Origin of the sequence: Streptomyces sp. NPDC052052, from assembly GCF_040680455.1 — a bacterium.
Taxonomy (GTDB): domain Bacteria; phylum Actinomycetota; class Actinomycetes; order Streptomycetales; family Streptomycetaceae; genus Streptomyces.
Genome location: NZ_JBFAWU010000001.1, coordinates 328,822 through 347,847, shown reverse-complemented (window position 1 = coordinate 347,847; position 19,026 = coordinate 328,822). Strand labels below are relative to the sequence as shown.

The 19,026-nt window shown below is 70.0% G+C and carries 14 protein-coding genes and 1 pseudogene; 6 read left to right on the top strand and 9 right to left on the bottom strand.

Annotation, left to right across the window (positions count from 1 at the left end; translation table 11 throughout):
• Window positions 1-155: 155 nt before the first annotated feature.
• Window positions 156-521, top strand: a pseudogene (locus tag AB0L71_RS01500) (NAD-dependent epimerase/dehydratase family protein); the annotation flags it as partial.
• 30 nt (window positions 522-551) lie between these two features.
• Here the strand turns inward: AB0L71_RS01500 and AB0L71_RS01495 are convergent.
• Together AB0L71_RS01495 and uvrA are read right to left on the bottom strand one after the other, a co-directional pair.
• Window positions 552-980, bottom strand: a complete 429-nt coding sequence (locus AB0L71_RS01495; protein WP_365236607.1) for a Rieske (2Fe-2S) protein — start codon at window positions 978-980, stop codon at window positions 552-554.
• A 344-nt stretch (window positions 981-1,324) separates the two neighbouring features.
• Window positions 1,325-4,381, bottom strand: a complete 3,057-nt coding sequence (uvrA, locus tag AB0L71_RS01490; RefSeq protein WP_365236605.1) for an excinuclease ABC subunit UvrA — start codon at window positions 4,379-4,381, stop codon at window positions 1,325-1,327.
• Between the two features lie 175 nt (window positions 4,382-4,556).
• On the opposite strand from uvrA, the gene AB0L71_RS01485 reads away from it, so the two are divergent.
• A complete protein-coding gene (locus tag AB0L71_RS01485) occupies window positions 4,557-5,246 on the top strand; it encodes a maleylpyruvate isomerase family mycothiol-dependent enzyme (protein WP_365236603.1) in 690 nt (229 codons plus the stop codon).
• Window positions 5,247-5,256: 10 nt separating this feature from the next.
• Complete coding sequence (locus AB0L71_RS01480; protein ID WP_365236601.1) at window positions 5,257-5,913, top strand: MBL fold metallo-hydrolase; 657 nt, start codon at window positions 5,257-5,259, stop codon at window positions 5,911-5,913.
• A gap of 67 nt (window positions 5,914-5,980) precedes the next feature.
• Here the strand turns inward: AB0L71_RS01480 and AB0L71_RS01475 are convergent, their stop codons facing one another.
• Window positions 5,981-7,879: a protein kinase gene (locus tag AB0L71_RS01475; RefSeq protein WP_365236599.1), complete on the bottom strand. Its 1,899-nt coding sequence runs from the start codon at window positions 7,877-7,879 to the stop codon at window positions 5,981-5,983.
• Window positions 7,880-8,099: 220 nt separating this feature from the next.
• On the opposite strand from AB0L71_RS01475, the gene AB0L71_RS01470 reads away from it, so the two are divergent.
• Entirely contained in the window at window positions 8,100-8,690 is a 591-nt protein-coding gene (locus AB0L71_RS01470; protein WP_365236597.1) for a TetR/AcrR family transcriptional regulator, read from the top strand.
• A gap of 196 nt (window positions 8,691-8,886) precedes the next feature.
• Here AB0L71_RS01470 and AB0L71_RS01465 read toward each other — a convergent pair whose 3' ends face one another.
• From AB0L71_RS01465 to AB0L71_RS01445, 5 genes are all read right to left on the bottom strand, one after another.
• On the bottom strand, window positions 8,887-9,891 hold the full coding sequence (locus AB0L71_RS01465; RefSeq protein ID WP_365236595.1) for a TerC family protein: 1,005 nt from the start codon (window positions 9,889-9,891) through the stop codon (window positions 8,887-8,889).
• 252 nt (window positions 9,892-10,143) lie between these two features.
• Complete coding sequence (locus AB0L71_RS01460; protein WP_365236593.1) at window positions 10,144-12,102, bottom strand: TerD family protein; 1,959 nt, start codon at window positions 12,100-12,102, stop codon at window positions 10,144-10,146.
• Between the two features lie 178 nt (window positions 12,103-12,280).
• Window positions 12,281-12,859, bottom strand: coding sequence for a TerD family protein (locus tag AB0L71_RS01455; protein WP_362443411.1), 579 nt, complete (start codon window positions 12,857-12,859; stop codon window positions 12,281-12,283).
• A gap of 130 nt (window positions 12,860-12,989) precedes the next feature.
• Window positions 12,990-15,107 (bottom strand): excinuclease ABC subunit UvrB, encoded by a 2,118-nt coding sequence (gene uvrB / locus AB0L71_RS01450; protein ID WP_365236591.1) that lies wholly within the window; start codon window positions 15,105-15,107, stop codon window positions 12,990-12,992.
• Window positions 15,108-15,169: 62 nt separating this feature from the next.
• The gene (locus AB0L71_RS01445; RefSeq protein ID WP_365236589.1) at window positions 15,170-16,057 is read right to left on the bottom strand and encodes an MHYT domain-containing protein; all 888 of its coding nucleotides are present in this window, start codon (window positions 16,055-16,057) and stop codon (window positions 15,170-15,172) included.
• A 182-nt stretch (window positions 16,058-16,239) separates the two neighbouring features.
• On the opposite strand from AB0L71_RS01445, the gene AB0L71_RS01440 reads away from it, so the two are divergent.
• A complete protein-coding gene (locus AB0L71_RS01440) occupies window positions 16,240-17,193 on the top strand; it encodes a glycerophosphodiester phosphodiesterase family protein (protein WP_365236587.1) in 954 nt (317 codons plus the stop codon).
• A 51-nt stretch (window positions 17,194-17,244) separates the two neighbouring features.
• Window positions 17,245-18,618 carry an MFS transporter gene (locus AB0L71_RS01435; RefSeq protein WP_365236585.1) on the top strand — a complete coding sequence of 458 codons (1,374 nt, stop codon included), beginning with the start codon at window positions 17,245-17,247 and terminating at the stop codon, window positions 18,616-18,618.
• Here AB0L71_RS01435 and AB0L71_RS01430 read toward each other — a convergent pair.
• Window positions 18,608-18,970, bottom strand: coding sequence for a cupin domain-containing protein (locus tag AB0L71_RS01430; protein ID WP_365236583.1), 363 nt, complete (start codon window positions 18,968-18,970; stop codon window positions 18,608-18,610). The two genes, AB0L71_RS01435 and AB0L71_RS01430, sit on opposite strands and share 11 nt — an antisense overlap.
• Window positions 18,971-19,026 lie beyond the last annotated feature (56 nt).

The following is a 19,026-nucleotide window of genomic DNA, read 5'->3' as shown; positions in this document are numbered from 1 at the left end:
GGTTTTACCCCGCTTCATCAGGTCTGCGGCGAGCGACACGGGGCCGGTCGCCAGACCTGGACTGATGGTCCCTGGAGAGGCCGCCATCACGGGTCGACACTGTGAGCGCCGGGCCGTCCAAGACGGATTCCCTTTCCGACGGTCAAGGACACGACATGCGAATCCTTCTGACAGGTGCGAGCGGATACCTCGGTGGCGTGCTCGCCGAGCACTTCATCGGGGCGGGCCACCAGGTGGAGGCACTGGCCCGGTCCCGGTCGGCCCAGGAACGTGTGGCCGAGCTGGGCGCGCAGGCAGTGCCAGGAAGCCTGGCCGACACGGAGATCCTCCGCGAGGCCGCTTCCCGGGCGGACGCCGTCGTGCACGCAGCGGTGGACTTCACCGACCCCGCCATGCGCGAGGTGGAAGAGCCCGCGCTGGCCGCCATGCTCGCCGGGCTCAGGCCGGGGAAGCCGTTCCTCTACACCAGCTCCGGAATGGTCTACCCGGACCGCCAGGGGCGGATCACCGACGAGGACACACCGGTGGGCCCCGGCCCGAGGCGTCGGGCGTCAGGCCTCGGGGCCTGCGATGAGCTTTCCGCCCTCGACCCTGACCGGTACCGCGGGCAGGGCCGCGGTCGCGGGGCCCGCCGTCACCTTGCCGGTCGTGGTGTCGAAGCGGCTGCCGTGGCAGGGACAGTTGCCGACGTTGTCCTCGACCTTGTTCAGAAGGCAGCCGGCGTGGGTGCACTGGGCGCTGAACGCCTTGTACTCGCCCTTGGCCGGGCAGCTGACGACGACCCGCTGGTCGCGGTAGAGCTTGGATCCACCGACCGGAACGTCTTCCGGCGCGCCGAGCTCGACGGGGGCGGTGGGCGTCGGAGACTGGGCGTGGCCGAGCTTCGAATCGGTCGAGCAGGCGGACACTCCCAGCCCGGCGACGCCGGCGAGAGCGGCGCCCTTCAGCACGGTACGGCGGGCGGCGGGCTGGCCGGGCATGCGGGTCTCCACTGGTCGGAGGGGGCAAGGACAACAGGGGCGCACCGGGGCTGCGGGACGCCGGGAGCACCCGGGGATACCGCGGGCATCGAAGCCATCGGTGACAGAACCGACCATACCGGCGGAGACCGGGGGGCCCGCGTCCGGCCTCCCTGAGCCGGTGATCGCCCCTGGTCAGGGCGCTGGGGCCGGGGACAGCAGGGGCGAGGGAATAGACGCGAGGGGGCGGGACCGACCCGTCGTGTCCGGCCCGAGGAGGCCGCCGCGGTAAGGCCCGGGGCGGCGGCATCGTGACGGCTGAGGCGGTGGCACCACGTCCTGGCGCCACCGCCTCAGCAGGTTCGTCAGGCCTTGCGCGCGCGGGTCGCCTTCTTCGCCGCGGGCTTCTTCGCCGCCGTCTTGGCGGTCTTGGCCGTGGCGGACTTGGCGGCCTGGCCCGCCCCGGTCCTGGCGGTGGTGGTCTTCCTGACCGGGGCCGACTTCGCGGCGACGGTCTTCTTCGCGGCCGCCTTCCGCGTCGGCTTGCGCGCGGCGGGCACCGAGGCCTCGGTCACCCGGTCCGGGCCCAGGATGTCCTGGAGGAACTTGCCGGTGTGGCTCTCCGGTGTGGCGGCGACCTGCTCCGGGGTTCCCTCGGCGACGACCATGCCGCCGCCGTTGCCTCCCTCGGGGCCCATGTCGACGACCCAGTCCGCGGTCTTGATCACATCGAGGTTGTGCTCGATGACGATCACCGAATTTCCCTTGTCGACCAGTCCGGACAGCACCGTGATGAGCTTGCTGATGTCCTCGAAGTGCAGACCGGTGGTCGGCTCGTCCAGGACGTAGACGGTGCGGCCGGTGGAGCGCTTCTGCAGCTCGCTCGCGAGCTTCACCCGCTGGGCCTCGCCGCCGGAGAGCGTCGGCGCGGACTGGCCGAGCCTGACATAGCCGAGGCCCACCTCGTTGAGCGTGCGGAGGTGACGGGCGATCGTCGGGACGGCCTCGAAGAACTCCAGGGCCTCGTCGATCGGCATGTCCAGCACCTCGGCGATGGACTTGCCCTTGTAGTGGACCTCCAGGGTCTCCCGGTTGTAACGCGCCCCGTGGCAGACCTCGCACGGGACGTACACGTCCGGCAGGAAGTTCATCTCGATCTTGATGGTCCCGTCGCCGGAGCAGTTCTCGCAGCGACCGCCCTTGACGTTGAAGGAGAAGCGGCCCGGCAGATAGCCGCGCACCTTCGCCTCCATCGTCTCCGCGAACAGCTTGCGGACATGGTCGAAGACACCGGTGTACGTGGCCGGGTTGGACCGGGGCGTCCGCCCGATGGGCGACTGGTCGACGTGCACCACCTTGTCGACCTGGTCGTCCCCGTCGACCCGGGTGTGGCGGCCGGGAACCGACTTGGCGCCGTTCAGCTCGCGTGCCAGGTGGGTGTAGAGGATGTCGTTGACCAGCGTCGACTTCCCGGAGCCGGAGACACCGGTGACGGCCGTGAGCACCCCGAGAGGGAAGGAGACGTTGATGTCCTGGAGGTTGTTCTCCCGGGCGCCGTGCACCGTGAGCGCGCGCGACGGGTCGATGGGACGCCGGATCTCCGGGATCGCGATCGACTTCCTGCCGGTCAGGTACTGACCGGTGATCGACTCGTCGTTGCCGAGCAAATCAGCGAGCGATCCGGAGTGGACCACCTTGCCACCGTGCTCGCCGGCGCCGGGGCCGATGTCGACGACCCAGTCGGCGATCTTGATGGTGTCTTCGTCGTGCTCGACGACGATGAGGGTGTTGCCCATGTCGCGGAGCCGGACCAGGGTCTCGATCAGCCGGTGGTTGTCCCGCTGGTGCAGGCCGATGGACGGCTCGTCCAGCACGTACAGCACGCCGACCAGGCCGGAGCCGATCTGGGTCGCCAGCCGGATGCGCTGGGCCTCGCCACCGGACAGGGTGCCCGCCGCGCGGTTCAGCGAGAGGTAGTCGAGGCCCACGTCGACCAGGAACCTCAGCCGCTCGTTGACCTCCTTCAGCACCCGTTCGGCGATCTTCTTGTCGCGGGCGTTCAGCTTCAGCCGGCCGAGGAACTCGGCGCACTCGCTGATCGACATCGCGGAGACCTGGGCGATGGACTTCTCCATCACCGTGACCGCGAGGACGATCGGCTTGAGCCTGGTGCCCTCACAGGTCGGGCAGGGCACCTCACGCATATAGCCTTCGAAGCGCTCCCGGCTGGAGTCGCTCTCGGCGTCGGAGTGCCGCCGCTTGACGAACTGCACCGCGCCCTCGAAGGCGGGGGTGGTGTAGGCGCGCTCGCGCCCGTAACGGTTGCGGTAGCGCACCTCGGTCTGGATCTTGTGGCCGTACAGCAGGGCCTTCTTGGCCCGCTGCGGCAGCCCGGCCCACGGGATGTCCGTACGGAATCCGAGGGCTGCGGCGAGGGCGTTGATCTGTCGGCCGAAGTAGTCCTTGATGTGACCGTGCGACCAGGGGTGGATCGCACCCTCGTCGAGCGACTTCTCCTCGTCCGGGACGATCAGTTCCGGGTCGACCTCCATCCGCGTACCGATGCCCGTGCAGTCGGGGCAGGCGCCGAAGGGCGAGTTGAAGGAGAAGGAACGCGGCTCCAGCTCCTCGAAGGAGAGGTCGTCGTACGGGCAGTAGAGGTGCTCGGAGTACATCCGCTCGCGCTCGGGGTCGTCCTCGGGGAGGTCGACGAAGTCGAGCACGACCATGCCGCCGGAGAGCCCGAGCGCGGTCTCGACCGAGTCGGTCAGCCGACGCTTGGCGCTGTCCTTCACCGTGAGACGGTCGATGACCACCTCGATGGTGTGCTTCTCCTGCTTCTTCAGCTTGGGCGGTTCGGCGAGGTGGATGGTCCGGCCGTCGACCCGGGCCCGGCTGTAGCCCTTGGTCTGCAGGTCCGCGAAGAGGTCCACGAACTCGCCCTTGCGCTCCCGTACCAGCGGCGAGAGCACCTGGAACCGGCTGCCCTCGGGAAGGGCGAGCACCTGGTCGACGACGGCCTGCGGCGACTGGCGCGAGATGGGCCGGCCGCACTCGGGGCAGTGCGGCTTGCCGATCCGGGCGAAGAGCAGGCGGAGGTAGTCGTAGACCTCGGTGATGGTGCCGACCGTCGAGCGCGGGTTGCGCGAGGTCGACTTCTGGTCGATGGAGACGGCCGGTGAAAGCCCTTCGATGAAATCGACGTCCGGCTTGTCCATCTGGCCGAGGAACTGGCGGGCGTACGAGGACAGGGACTCCACGTAGCGCCGCTGGCCCTCGGCGAAGATCGTGTCGAACGCGAGAGACGACTTGCCCGACCCGGAAAGCCCGGTGAAGACGATGAGGGAGTCGCGGGGGAGGTCGAGCGAGACGTTCTTGAGGTTGTGCTCGCGAGCGCCACGGACGATGAGACGGTCGGCCACGCCGGTCCGCACCTTTCTTGAGAGAAGCGGGGGAACTGAGCCCCTGTCCCAGGGTATGGGGGGCGCCACAGCGGTGTACGAAGCTTTCGGATCCGAGCGTATAGCACGCACATTCGATTTATGGACGGTCATGACCTCCTTCACCCGAATGAGTGGCGAGGCTAGGCTCGGCCTCATGATTGATCATGCGCACGACCTGGACGCCGTACGTGAAGCGACCGATCGACTGCTCAGCGCCACCGGAAAATTGGACGGCGCCGCACTCGCCGAGCCGTCGCGCCTGCCGGGCTGGAGCCGCGGCCACGTCATTGCGCACCTCTCCCGTAACGCCGACGCGCTGGTAAATGTTCTCCAGGGCCGGCCCATGTACGCAGACAGCGAAACCCGCGACCGCGACATCGAGCGCGACGCGACCCGGCCGAAGGACGAGCAGGTCGCCGACCTCGTCGGGAGCGCGGCCCGTTTCGTGGCCGCCGCCTCGGCCCCCGCCGACTGGTCCCGCACGGTGACGCTGCGCAACGGCGTGACCGACTCGGCCTCCCGGATCCCCTTCCGGCGCCGCGTCGAGGTCGAGCTGCACCATGTGGACCTCGGCATCGGCTACGAGCTGGAGGATCTCCCGGACGAGTTCGTCACCCGGGAGATCGACTTCCTGACCGAGCGGTTCGACCGGCACCCCGATGTCGTGTCCACGCAGGTGACCGACCAGCAGGGCCGGACCTGGACGACGGGCGGCGGCGCTCAGGGCGCACCTGTCACGGTCGGCGGCACCACCCCCGAGCTGCTCGGCTGGCTCAGCGGACGCCGCGACGGCTCGGCGCTGACCGTCGAGAGCGGCCCCCTTCCCGCGCTGCCCCCGCTATAGGCTGAGACGTATGACGTACAGCGGAGCGGTCAAGGTCGGCGGACGTGCGGACGTACACGAGTTGACGGACCTGATGATCTCCAAGGTCGCCGTCGGCCCGATGAACAACAACGCGTATCTGCTGCGCTGCCGGACCACCGGCGAGCAGCTCCTGATCGACGCGGCCAACGACGCCGGAACCCTGCTGCGAATGATCGGTGACGACGGCCTCACCTCCGTCGTCACCACCCACCGGCACGGAGACCACTGGCAGGCGCTCGGCGAGGTGGTGGCGGCCACCGGCGCGCGGACGTACGCCGGGCGGTACGACGCCGAGGGCATCCCGGTCCCGACCGACGTGCTGGTCGAGGACAACGGCACGATCCGGGTCGGCCAGGTCGCCCTGACCGCGCGTCGCCTCGTCGGCCACACCCCGGGCTCCATCGTGCTGATCTACGACGACCCGCACGGCGCTCCGCATGTGTTCACGGGGGACTGCCTCTTCCCGGGCGGGGTCGGCAACACGCACAAGGACCCCAAGGCTTTCGCGAGCCTGCTCCACGATGTGGAGACCAAGCTCTTCGACCAACTGCCCGACGAGACCTGGATCTACCCGGGCCATGGGCACGACACCACGCTCGGCGACGAGCGCGGGCAGCTGCCGCAGTGGCGGGCTCGCGGCTGGTGACCGGCCGACCCGAGCGGGGTCGGACCGTTTCAGTGGAAACGGTCCGGCCCCGCACCGGTCGTCGCCCTCAACCCCGCTTGTAGTAATAGCCGTTGCCGCTGGCGCTGCCGACATTGTGCTGGATTCCGCTGCCGTTGAGGGTGAAGTGGGACGCGTCGAGCGTCGAGTAGCAGTAGCCGGGGTTGGCGCCGACTAGCGTGGCGACGCCGACGTTGATACGGCTGCCGCCACTCGCCTTGGATGTCACCTGGGCCACGTACGGGCATGCGCTGACCGGGAAGTCGGACAGGCGCACCACGCCCGAGCTGGAGATGGTGATGGTGCCCGGCTGGCCGACGTTGTACGCGTCGCCGTACTTCCAGGTGCCGACGAACGACGACGGGACCGTACTGCCGCTGCCCGAACCGCCGGTGGACCCGCCCGATGTGCTGCTCGAACCCCCGCTGCCCGAACCACTGGTGGAGCCGCCCGATGTGCTGCTCGAACTCCCACCACTACCGCTGCTGCTCGAACTGCCACCGCTGGTCGTGGTGGTGCCGCCCGACGACGAACCGCCGCCGGACGAGCTGCCGGAGCCGCCCCCCGAGGACGTCCCGCCGCTGCCCGAGGACCCCGAACCGCTGTCCGAGTCCTGGCCGTCCTCGCCGTTCTTCCCGTTCTCGCCGTCCTTTCCGTCGTCACTCTTCTCCCCCTCGCTTCGGGACGTCTGGGGACTCTTGTCGCCCGCGGGTGACGCACTGCCCGCCGACGGCGCCGCAGTGGCGGACGGGCTCGTCGCGCCACTGGACGGCGCGGACGCGTGGGCGCCGCTGTCACTGCTGAACGGCTGCAGCACGGCCAGCGTGCCGCCTCCCCCCGCGAGGACCACGACCAGGGGCACGGCCACGACCCACGGCCGGCGCCGCCGCTGCCGCTCGGGCTTCGACGCGGTCGGCTCGCCGGGAAGGACCGCCGCGGGGGTCTCCGGCGCCCGGAGGTCGACCGTCGCACGGTCGGCCTCCTGCCGTATCGGCGCCGCCTCCACGTCCAGAAGGCGCGCCGACTGCCGCGCGAGGTGGGTCACCACGCTCGCGGGCAGCCACGACGACGCGGCGGCCGCCGGCTCGCGCCCCGGCTCGGCCAACAGCTCGTCCACGGAAGGGCGGTCGGCGACCCGCTTCGCCAGGAGGCGGGTGATCAGGGTGCGCAGGCCCTCGTCACGGATCCGCCCGAGGTCGGGCTCGGCCTCGACGATGTGGTACATCACCGCGTGCTGGTTGCTCACTCCGTGGCCGAAGGGGAGCATGCCGGTCGCCGCGTACGTCAGCACGCAGCCGAGAGTGAACACATCGCTCCTGGGGCCCACGCTCTCCCCGCGGATCTGCTCCGGGGCCATGAAGCCGGGCGACCCGATGACCATGCCGGCGCCGGTGAGCCGGGACTCGACGGAGGTCCCGACGGCGCGGGCGATGCCGAAGTCGATGACCTGGGGGCCCTCGATCGTGACCATCACATTGGAGGGTTTGAGGTCACGGTGGACGATGCCGGCCGTGTGGATGTCCCTGAGGGCGTGCAGCAGCCCGTCGGCGAGCGTGAGCACGGACGCGGCGGGCAGCGCCCCATGGCCCCGGACGACCTGCTCCAGGGAAAGGCCCGGGACGTAACCCGTGGCCACCCACGGGTACTCGGCGTCGGGCTCCGCGTCCAGTACGGGCGCGGTGTAGCGCTCGCCCACCCGCCTCGCCGCATCGACCTCGCGGCGGAAACGGGCCCTGAACTGCGGGTCCGCGACGTGCTCCGCGTGCACCACCTTGACCGCGACCGTGCGGCCGCTCTCGGAACGGGCGAGGTAGACCCGGCCCATGCCGCCGGAGCCGAGCCTGCCGAGCAGGAGATAGGGGCCGATGCGGGCCGGGTCGGCCGCGGTCAGTGGCTTGATCCCGCCGTCGAGGTAGTCCTCGTCGTGCTCGTGCTCGTGCTCGGTCATGTTCGAGAACTCCCCCGTGTGTCCCACCGCGCAGCCCCGCGGGACCGCTTCCGCCACCTGAATCACCAATGAGCTACAGCGAGTTGGCGCAACCAGTGTTCAGTCTGAAGCACGGCGTCCAATTATTGGAACTACTTCCAGAAAAATTTCCGGAAGTAGTTCTACGCTGTCCCCGGCGACACCATGAGGGTCGCCGGATCCGGGAACGGGGGCGGCATCGATGAGTCCGAAGCAGCAACGCGGTGAGGCCACGGCCGCCCAGGTACTCGACTGCGCACTGGATCTGTACGCGTCCCGAGGCGAGGCGGGTCTCACTCTGGGCGCGATCACCTCGGCCAGCGGGGTCAGCGCGGGGAGCATCTACCATCACTTCGGCAGTCTCCAGGGAGTGGTGGCCGCGCTCGCTCACTCCTGGCTGGGCCGCCTCCTGGACGAGCTGGTCGGGGCGCTGAAGCAGGTGGAGGACGCCCGTGGCGGCGTCCATGCCGTGGCGCGGACCTATCTGCGCTTCGTCCAGGCACATCCGGACGCCGCACGGCTCATGCACTCGGTCACAGCGGACCGCGAGAACACCGCACACGCCCACCAGGTCCGCGGCGCCCAGGAAGCCCGGCTCGCTCCGCTCGCGGCCTGGCTCCACGCCCACCAGGAGTCGGGCGAACTCGCCGCACTCCCCCTGCCTGTGCTGGAATCCCTGATCCTGGGCCCGGTGACGGGCATCGCGCGCCGCTGGCTCTCCGTCGGGGACATCGACATCGAGGAGGCCGCCCGCACGGTCCCGCACCACATCTGGCGCTCCGTCCGCTCCTGAGCGAACCGGCGGGCGCACAGCGGCCTCGGGCAGCCGCCGGGTGGGCCACCGGCTTCGGACCGCGGCCCGCAGCGCGCACTCCCCGGCGCACGGACCGGCCGGGGCGGGCAACAGGTCGTTGCCCGCCCCGGCCGGGGCCGGTTCCCTCCCGGCCGGACGGCGGTTCACCTGTCCGGCCGGGGTTCCGGCGGCGCGGTCAGGCGCCGATGCCGGCCCCCTTGTCCGCGGACTCGTCCGCCTCCGCGCCGGCCTCGGCCTGCCGCTGCTTCTTGTCGGCGATCAGGCTGGTGATCGTGGTGACCACCAGCACGCCGCAGATGACGCCGAGCGAGACCGGGATGGAGATCTCCGGGACGTGGACTCCCGACTCGTGCAGCGCGTGCAGCACGAGTTTCACGCCAATGAAGCCGAGGATGACCGAGAGGCCGTAGCTGAGGTGGACGAGTCTCTTCAGCAGTCCACCGATCAGGAAGTACAGCTGCCGCAGCCCCATCAGGGCGAAGGCGTTGGCGGTGAAGACGATGTACGGGTCCTGGGTCAGGCCGAAGATCGCGGGGATGGAGTCGAGGGCGAACAGCACATCGGTGGTGCCGATGGCGAGCATGACGACCATCAGCGGTGTGAGGACGCGCTTGCCGTTGTTGCGGATGAAGAGCTTGGTGCCGTGGTACCGGTCGGCGACCCCGAAACGGCGCTCGACCGACTTGAGGAGCCGGTTCTCCTCGAACTCCTCCTCTTCCTCGTCGGCCCGCGCCTCCTGGATGAGCTTCCAGGCGGTGTAGATCAGGAACGCGCCGAAGATGTAGAAGACCCACGAGAAGTTCGCGATGACAGCGGCACCGGCGGCGATGAAGATCGCCCGCAGCACCAGCGCGATCAGCACGCCGACGAGCAGCACCCGTTGCTGGAGGTGGGAGGGGACCGAGAACTTCGCCATGATCAGGACGAAGACGAAGAGGTTGTCGACGCTCAGCGATTTCTCGGTGAGGAAGCCGGCGAAGAACTCCCCCGAGGCCCGGCTGTCCCCGAAGACCAGCAGGCCGAGTCCGAAGAGCACGGCCAGGGCGATCCAGACGACCGTCCAGATTCCGGCTTCCTTCGTCGTCACGTCATGGGGCTTGCGCCCGATGAAGAAGTCGACGGCAATGAGGGCCGACAGACCAAGAATGGTCAGCGCCCAGAGGGTCCACGAAACGTCCACTGCGCCTCCGGCAGTTCGCTACGGCTACTGATCAGCGTCGTCGCTGCCGGAGGTCTCTTCCACCCGGGCGCACGGACTGCGCACCACGGGCCGACGCCCCGGGACCGGTCACGGTCCGTACTGACGGGCACGCCGCGTACGGGAGTACTCCCCTCCGCTCAAAGAACAGTACAGGGAACACCAAGAAAAGGTAAAGAGCAGGATAAAGATCTTTCAAAGAGGCAGGTCAGGGGCACGAGGGCGGAACGTCGCTCACCGGTCCCAGGGGCGCCGGGCCGCGGTCACCCGGGCGAGCACCTGCTCAAGGACCCGACTGCCCGGCGGCATTCTCAGCGGCTCGTACGTCCAGGCATGGCCCACCCAGGGATCGGCCAGGTGGTCGTCGGGTACCGGGGTGATCCGGAGCAGCGAACGCCACAGCGGGTCGAGCAGTGGCCCGTACCCGCGTGCGTCCTCGCGGTCCGCGACCATCAGCAGGTGGACGCCGACCGAGCGGCCTTCGTCGGCCAGGTAGCGCAGCTGGGTGACGGCCCGGTCATCGAATCCGTGTGGGAAGTCGTTGACGATGAGCAGGTGCTCGCCCGTGTCCAGGTCCGGCGGAAGCGAATCGGCGGCGCCGGCCCTGACCGCCATCTGCACCAGATCGACGCGCCGGGTGAGGTGCGCGAGGACCGTGGCCACTCCCCCGGCTCCGGCGGCGGGCGGTCCGGCGAGGACCCCGGACTCGACCAGGGGCGCGAGCGCTCCGGCCGCCGCGCCCGCGGGGTCGATGACATGGACGGAGAACTCGTCGGCCGGGTGGACGGCCAGCAGCCGGGCCGCGAGCCCGACCGCGTTCTCCATGGCCAGTCGGCGCAGTTGAGCGCTGTCCGTCAGGGCCGCGGCATCGGAGGCCGTGCGGCCGCTGTCGATCCAGATGCCACGCTCCAGCGGGAGCCGGACCAGCAGCGGGATCCTCAGGTCGGGGCTCTCGGGCAGATGGAGGTCCCCGATACGCAGGGCCATGGGCATCTCCATCGGGACGCGGTGGGCGTGCCAGACGGGGTTGTCCCATCCCGCGTACGCGGCGGGGAGTGCGGGTTCCACGACCTCGGACTCGGCGGCGAGCTGGGCGAGGTCGCGGTCGAGGGCCTCACGGGCCCGGGCGGTCAGCTCGTCGCGTTTGGCGCGGGCCTGTTCGCGTGCCCGGTCACCGGCGCCACCGATCCGGTTGCGCGGGTCGGACAGGGTCCGGTCGAGCTCCTGGCCCATGCGGGACTCCGCGAAGTCGACGGCGCTGCGGTACGCGGCGGTGGCGCGGGCCAGGTCCTCGAACATGCCCCAGATCTGGTTGTAGAGCCGTTCGTCCATGGACCAGCCGGTCGCGTCCCCGGCGACCGGCCGGGCGGGCCGGCCGGGTTCGGCGGGCGGAGCGGTGGGAGGGGGCGGCGGGGGCGCGGACGTCCGGCGACGCGGGTGCGCATAGTCGATGCGGCCGCCCGTCGCGGCCGTCGGCGGCGCGGGGGTGGGCCCGGTGAGCGGGTCGGTGGGCGGCTCGGTGGACGGAGCGTCCGGTGGCGCGAGGGGAGGCGTGCGGCCTTCCGCGGGCGGTACCGGGCCAGGCCCGTGACCGACCCGGTCGGTGTCCGGGGTGCGTGGCGGCGGTGCGACCGAACGGTCCGTCGCGCGGGCGACGGCGTCCTGTATCGAACGGACCAGCTCGGCGGCCTGGGGCAGACCCTGGTCGGCGAGCAGGGCGGCGAGGCCGCCGGCGTAGCCCTGACCGACGGCCCGGACCTTCCAGGCGCCCTGGCGGCGGTAGAGCTCCAGTGCGGTGACCGCGGACTCGCTGTCCAGACCGGTGAGCGTGAAGGTGGCGATCTCGTCGCCGTCGAGCCCGGTGACGGCGACGAACGGCGAGGCGACCGCGCCGAACCGGACGGGGCCCCCGACGCCGGTGGGCAGAGCCAGCAGCACGGTGATCCGATGCGCCGAAGCGGGCACGGCATCGAGGTCCACGGCGAGCCGGTGGTCGGCGGCGGCCTGAGCGGACACCTCGACCCCGGGCAGCCGGGGTGAACCCGGGTGGGCGACCCACTCGGTGCCGGGCACGGTGCCGTTCTCGTCGCCGAGGGTCGCGCCGGCCACGACGGGTGTGCCGGCCGATATCCGGATCTCCAGACGGGTCCGGGGCAGGGTGTGGTTCTGTCCCCGGACCAGTTCGGCCGTCATTGCCGTGTCTCCTCGGTGAGTCGCTGCTACGCGGTGCGGTCTCGGACGATGTCGTGCAATGCGGTGCAATGCCGTGTGATGCCGTGCGATGCCGTGCTCCGCGGCACCATGCGGTGCAGCTCCCGGCGGCCGATGCCTCCGGGAGCTGCGCGTACCGATGCCGACCGGTCGGCCGTGCCTACAGGTGCGGCAGGATGGCCGGCATCAGGTCCTGGAAGGTGCGGCCGTTGGCCGGGTTGCCGAGCGCGGTCATCTGCCACGCGTTCCCCGAGCGGTGCACCTTCGCCATGATCTGTGCGGTGTACTGTCCGCCGCCGTCCAGCGTGTAGCGGGCGAGTTCCTGGCCGTTGGTCTCGTCGACGATGCGGCAGAAGGCGTTCTGCACCTCCTGGAACGTCTGGCCGGTGAAGGAGTTCACCGTGAAGACGATCTGGTCGATGTGGACCGGCACCCGCTGCAGATCGACGAGGATCGCCTCGTCGTCGCCCCCCGACCCGGCGCCGCCGACCAGGTTGTCCCCCGTGTGCTTGACCGAGCCGTCGTCACTCACGAGGTGGCGGAAGAAGACCACGTCGACCGGCTGCTTGTCGGCGAACAGCACCGCCGAGGCGTCGAGGTCGATCTCCCTCGTACGCGAACCGAACAGCCCGCGGCGCGGCGCCGCCTGCCAGCCGAGCCCCATCCGTACCGCGGTCAGGGTCCCCCCGTCGCTCTTCTGCAGGCTGATGGCCTGACCCTTGGTCATGTTGACCGTCACGCGCTGTCCCCTCTCCGCTTGCCCCGCACCCGTCCGTGTGCGGTTTCCAGCACCCTACGCAGTCACGCCACGCACGCGGCCGCTTGGGGTGAATTTGTGTCGGTCCTGCAACACACCGGGTACCACGAGGTCAGCTGAGACCCGCCTCCCTCATCTGGCGCAGCTCCTTCTTCAACTCGCCGACCTCGTCGCGCAGTCGGGCGGCCACCTCGAACTGCAGGTCGGCCGCGGCCGCCCGCATCCGGTCGGTCATCTCCTCGATGATCCCGGCGAGTTCGGCAGCGGGCCGTTCGGTGACCGCGCCGCCGCCCCCGGCCTTCCTGGAACCGGCAGCCTTGGCGCCCAGCGTGGGAACGGGGGCCTTGGCCTCCTTCGCCTGGCGGTAGCCGGTGCCGAGCAGTTGCTCGGTGTCGACCTCCTCGCGGGCGATCGTCGCGACGATGTCGTTGATCTTCTTGCGCAGCGGCTGAGGGTCGATGCCGCGCTCGGTGTTGTAGGCGATCTGCTTCTCGCGGCGGCGGTTGGTCTCGTCGATGGCGTGTGCCATCGCCGGGGTGATCTTGTCCGCGTACATATGGACCTGCCCCGAGACGTTACGGGCGGCGCGTCCGATGGTCTGGATCAGGGACGTCGCCGAGCGCAGGAATCCCTGCTTGTCCGCGTCGAGGATGGCGACGAGCGACACCTCGGGGAGGTCGAGGCCCTCGCGCAGGAGGTTGATGCCGACCAGGACGTCGTACTCGCCGGAGCGCAACTCGCGCAGCAGCTCGATGCGGCGCAGGGTGTCGACGTCGCTGTGCAGGTAGCGGACCTGGATGCCGAGCTCCAGGAAGTAGTCGGTGAGGTCCTCGGCCATCTTCTTGGTGAGGGTGGTGACCAGGACCCGCTCGTCCTTCTCGGCGCGGGTACGGATCTCGTGCACCAGGTCGTCGATCTGGCCCTCGGTCGGCTTGACGACGACTTCCGGGTCGACGAGGCCGGTGGGACGGATGATCTGCTCGACGAAGCCGTCGCCCCTGGAGAGCTCGTAGTTCCCGGGAGTGGCGGAGAGGTAGACGGTCTGGTTGATCCGGCTCAGGAACTCCTCCCACTTCAGCGGACGGTTGTCGAGCGCGGAGGGAAGCCGGAAGCCGTGGTCGACGAGGGTCCGCTTGCGGGAGGCGTCGCCCTCGTACATGGCGCCGATCTGCGGCACGGTGACATGCGACTCGTCGAGGACGAGAAGGAAGTCCTCGGGGAAGTAGTCGAGCAGGGTGTTGGGGGCGGTGCCGGGTGTGCGGCCGTCGAAGTGCATCGAGTAGTTCTCGACGCCGGAGCAGGTGCCGATCTGGCGGAGCATCTCGATGTCGTACGTGGTGCGCATGCGCAGCCGCTGGGCCTCCAGCAGCTTGCCCTGCTTCTCCAGCTCGGCGAGGCGCTGCTCCAGCTCCTGCTCGATGCCGTTGACCGCCTTCTCCATGCGTTCGGGGCCGGCGACGTAGTGGCTGGCGGGGAAGACATGGAGGAACTGGTCCTCGCTGATGACTTCGCCGGTGAGCGGGTGCAGCGTGGAGAGGGCCTCGATCTCGTCGCCGAACATCTCGATCCGAACGGCGAGCTCCTCGTAGACCGGGAAGATCTCGATGGTGTCGCCACGGACCCGGAACGTGCCGCGGGTGAACGCGAGGTCGTTGCGGCTGTACTGGATCTCGACGAAGCGGCGCAGCAGCTGGTCGCGGTCGATCTCGTCGCCGACCCTGAGCTGGACCATCCGGTCCACGTATTCCTGGGGCGTACCGAGGCCGTAGATGCAGGAGACGGAGGCGACCACGACGACATCGCGCCGGGTGAGCAGCGAGTTCGTCGCGGAGTGGCGCAGCCGCTCGACCTCCTCGTTGATCGAGGAGTCCTTCTCGATGTAGGTGTCCGACTGCGGGACGTACGCCTCGGGCTGGTAGTAGTCGTAGTACGAGACGAAGTACTCGACGGCGTTGTTCGGCAGCAGCTCACGGAACTCGTTCGCCAGCTGGGCCGCGAGTGTCTTGTTCGGCGCCATCACCAGGGTGGGGCGCTGCAGCTTCTCGATCATCCAGGCGGTGGTCGCCGACTTGCCGGTGCCGGTGGCGCCGAGCAGGACGACGTCCTTCTCACCTGCGCGGATGCGCCGCTCCAGCTCGGCAATGGCCGTGGGCTGGTCGCCGCTGGGCTGGTAGGGACTGACGACCTCGAAAGGCGCCACCGAACGTTCGATCTTCGAAACGGGCCGCATGAGACCACCGTACGACCCGCCACCGACAATCGGGCCGGGTCAGCCTTCGTTCCGGGCCGGGGTCACCATTCCCCGGGCGGCGCGGGGTCGCGCGGCCGGGAGTGGAACGACGCCGGGTCGGCATGCGTCCCGAACCGGGGCACCTGTCGCTGGGCCGGAATTCCGGGGGGCCGCCCGGTCCCGTTCATGGCCTTGGGGTCGTCCCAGTCCGGGGTGCCCATCACCATCAGGGGGTCGAACATCACGACCACCGCGGCAAGGAGCAGGAAACAGGCGGGGCCGATCAGCAGCGGTACGAGGGTCGCGGTCCGCCCGGTGCCGGAAGGGGCGACGAGGGAGCCGGAGTGCTCCAGATGGACGCTCAGCGCCGCCATGCCCGTGTAGTGCATGCCGCTCACCGCCACCCCCATCACGACGCTGGCGCCGAGACTCGCCAGGAAGCTGTGGATCGAGACGGCCGCCCAGAGCGCGCTCGTCGCGGCCACCACGGCGATGACGACGGAGAGGACCACGATGGCCGTCTCGTACTCGAACCGCCCGTCAAGACGCATTCCGGCCATACCCAAGTAGTGCATGACGGCCACGCCCAGCCCGGTAATGGTGCCGCCCGTCACCAGGGCCATGGGGGTGGTACCCCGGTATCCGACGATGAAGATGCCGATGGCGACCATGACGATCGCGACCCCGAGGCTGGCGAAGGTGAGGGGCTTGTCGTAGCCGATGCTCACCTCCTTGACGGAGAAGCCCATCATCGCGATGAAGTGCATCGTCCAGATGCCGGAGCCTATGGAGGTCGCTCCGAGTGCCAGCCAGCCGGCCTTGAAGGAGCGCTCGGTGCGGAGTGAACGGGTCGTGCAGCGCAGCCCGAGGGCCGCGCCGAGGCAAGCCATGAGAAAGGCCGCGACGGGCGTCACTGCTCCGTAGCTGAAACCGTCGATGGTGCCCTGCATGCTCGTATGCCCTTCGCGAAGGCCTGGGTCGGGGGGTGGTTGGGCTGCATCTTATAGACACGAAAATCCGCCCGTGACCCGGTCCCGGCAGCGACGTTCATGTTGTGGTCGCCCTTGGCCCGTCCTCTGTCGGGCCGACTGCCACTCTCGCCCCGTCCGCTCCTCCGACGCAAGGAGTATGCATGTACACACGTACCGCAATCGCTGTCGTCGCCGCCGGCCTCGTGGGGGTCGGCGCGTTACTGCTGCCGGCCGCCGACTCGCGGACCGCGGGCCGGGACACCGCCACGATCACGGCCGGTCGCACCAGCACGGCCACGGGCATCCGGACCGTGAGCGCGCGGGCCGGGTCCGCCAAGCCGGTGGCGCCCCTCGTCATCGCCCACCGGGGCGCTTCGGCCTATGCGCCGGAGAACACCCTGGCCGCGGTCGACCGGGCCGACGCTCTCGGCATCGACTGGGTGGAGAACGATGTCCAGCTCACCGAGGACGGCGTGCTGGTGGTGATGCACGACACGAACCTGAAGCGCACCACCGACGCCGAGAAGGTCTTCCCGGGCCGTGCGCCATGGGCGGTGAAGGACTTCACGGCCGCCGAGATCGCCCGGCTGGACGCGGGCAGCTGGTTCGGTGCGCGGTTCGCCGGAACCCGGGTTCCCACCCTGGCGCAGTATCTCGACCGGATCGAACGCAATCACCAGAACCTGCTGTTGGAGATCAAGAGTCCGAAGATCTACCCGGGCATCGAGAAGGAGACGCTGCGGGTACTTGACCGGAAGGGGTGGCTCGACCGCGACCACGTCAGGCACAGGCTCGTCATCCAGAGCTTCGGCGCCGGCAGTGTGCGGAAGGTGCACCAGCGGCGTCCGGACGTCACGACCGGCTTCCTCGGCACTCCCGCGGTGGCCGACCTGCCCTCGTACGCGGCGTTCACCGACCAGATCAACCCCCCGTACAGATCGCTGTCCGCCGGCTACGTGCGGGCGGTGCACGCACTGAAGGGGGCACACGGCAAGCCGCTCCGGGTCAACACCTCGACGGTCGACAGGGCGGCGACCGCGAAGAAGGCGGCGGCCCTCGGCGTCGACGGGATCATCACCAACGCCCCGGACGTGGTGTGGAGGGCCACCCGCTGACGGCCGCACCACCGGGTTCCGTGCCCGGGCACGGGCTGGCACACTGCGTCGGTGACCAACCGCCCCGACGCACCTGACACCCCGACCGCCCCGGTCACCGCGGCCGAGCTGCCCGGACTGCGACGCAGAACGGCCGCGGTACTGGTCGCCAGCCAGATACTCGGCGGCCTCGGCGTCCCCATCGGTATCGCCCTGGCCCCGGTCCTGGCCACGGAGGTGAGCGGCTCCGAGGCACTGTCCGGTCTGGCGCCGACCGCGTCGGTGACGGGTACCGCACTGCTCTCGCTGCCGCTGGCCGCGCTGATGACCTCGCGGGGCCGACGCCCCGGTCTCGTACTGGCCTATCTGATCGGTGCGCTCGGTGCGGGGCTCGTGGTGCTGGCCACCGTCGTGGAGAGCTTCCCGCTGCTGCTGCTCGGCATGGCCGCGTTCGGCGCCGGTTCCTCGGCCAATCTGCAGGCGCGATTCGCCGCCGCGGATCTGGTCGAGCCCGAGCGTCGGGGCCGGGCGATCTCCACCGTCGTCTGGGCCACGACGATCGGTTCGGTTCTCGGCCCCAACATCGCGGCACCGGTGGGGCATGTCTTCGCCGATACGGCGATTCCGGAGAATGCGGGCCCGTTCTTCTTCGCGGCCGCCATCTTCCTGCTGGCCGCCGTGGTGGTCGGGGCGCTGCTGCGGCCGGACCCGCTGCTCACCGCGCGGGCGATGACATCGCAGGCCGACGAGTCCCCCGCCGACCGCTCGCTGCGCGCCGGCCTCGCGGCGGTGCGGGCCTCGGCGATGGCGAGGCTGGCGCTGGTGACCGTCGCGTTCTCGCACACCGCAATGGTTTCGATCATGGTGATGACCCCGGTCGACCTGGGCCGTCACGGTGCCGGACTCCAGCTGATCGGCCTGGTCATCAGCGGCCACATCGCGGGTATGTACGCCTTCTCACCGGTGATGGGCTGGTTGTCGGACCGGTTCGGCCGGCTCGCCGTGATCGGTCTGGCGGTCGGCCTGTTCAGCGGTGCCGCACTCCTGGCCGGCACCGCGGGCCCGGACCACGGCCGGACGGCAGCGGGGCTGTTCCTGCTCGGACTCGGCTGGTCGGCCGGGCTGGTCGCTGGCTCCGCGCTGCTCACCGACTCCGTACCGCAGCCCGCACGTGCCGCCGTGCAGGGACTGTCGGACCTGGCCATGAACACCGCGGCGGGCATCGGCGGTGCGGCTGCGGGAGTGATCGTCGCGCGGGCGAGCTACGGCTGGCTGAACGCGGTCGCCGCATGTCTGCTGCTGCCGATGGCGGCCCTGGCGCTGCGCAGAGCGCTCGCCCGTACGACGACATCGAGTGCACCCGCCGTGTCCGATGCAACCGGTGCGAGCGCACCCCCCGCCGTGTCCGATGCGCCCACCACGGATGTCCGAGACCTCAGAGACTGATGTGGTACGCCTTGCGCAGCGTCTCGTGCACGGTCCAGGTCGTACGGTCGCCCTCACGCAGCACACAGGCGTCACCCGGTCCGATCTCCAGCGTCGCCCCGCCCTCGACCGCCACGGTGGCGCGCCCGCTGACGACCACGAACAGCTCGTCGGCCTCCGTGTCGATGACCACGCCCGGCGTGATCTGCCAGATGCCGCGGATCTGCTTGCCGTCGGGCGACTCCCAGAGCACCTTGCCGGTCACCACGGGCTCGCCCGAGACGATCTGTGCGGGGTCGAGCGGTTCCGGTTCGAGGTCGGCATCCGGGATGTGCACGGCGAACGAGGCCGGCGCTTGATCAAATGTGGTCATGGCCGGTCACCCTACTGCCGCGACAGGCAGTGTCCGTCCGGGAGGAGTGGTGTCCG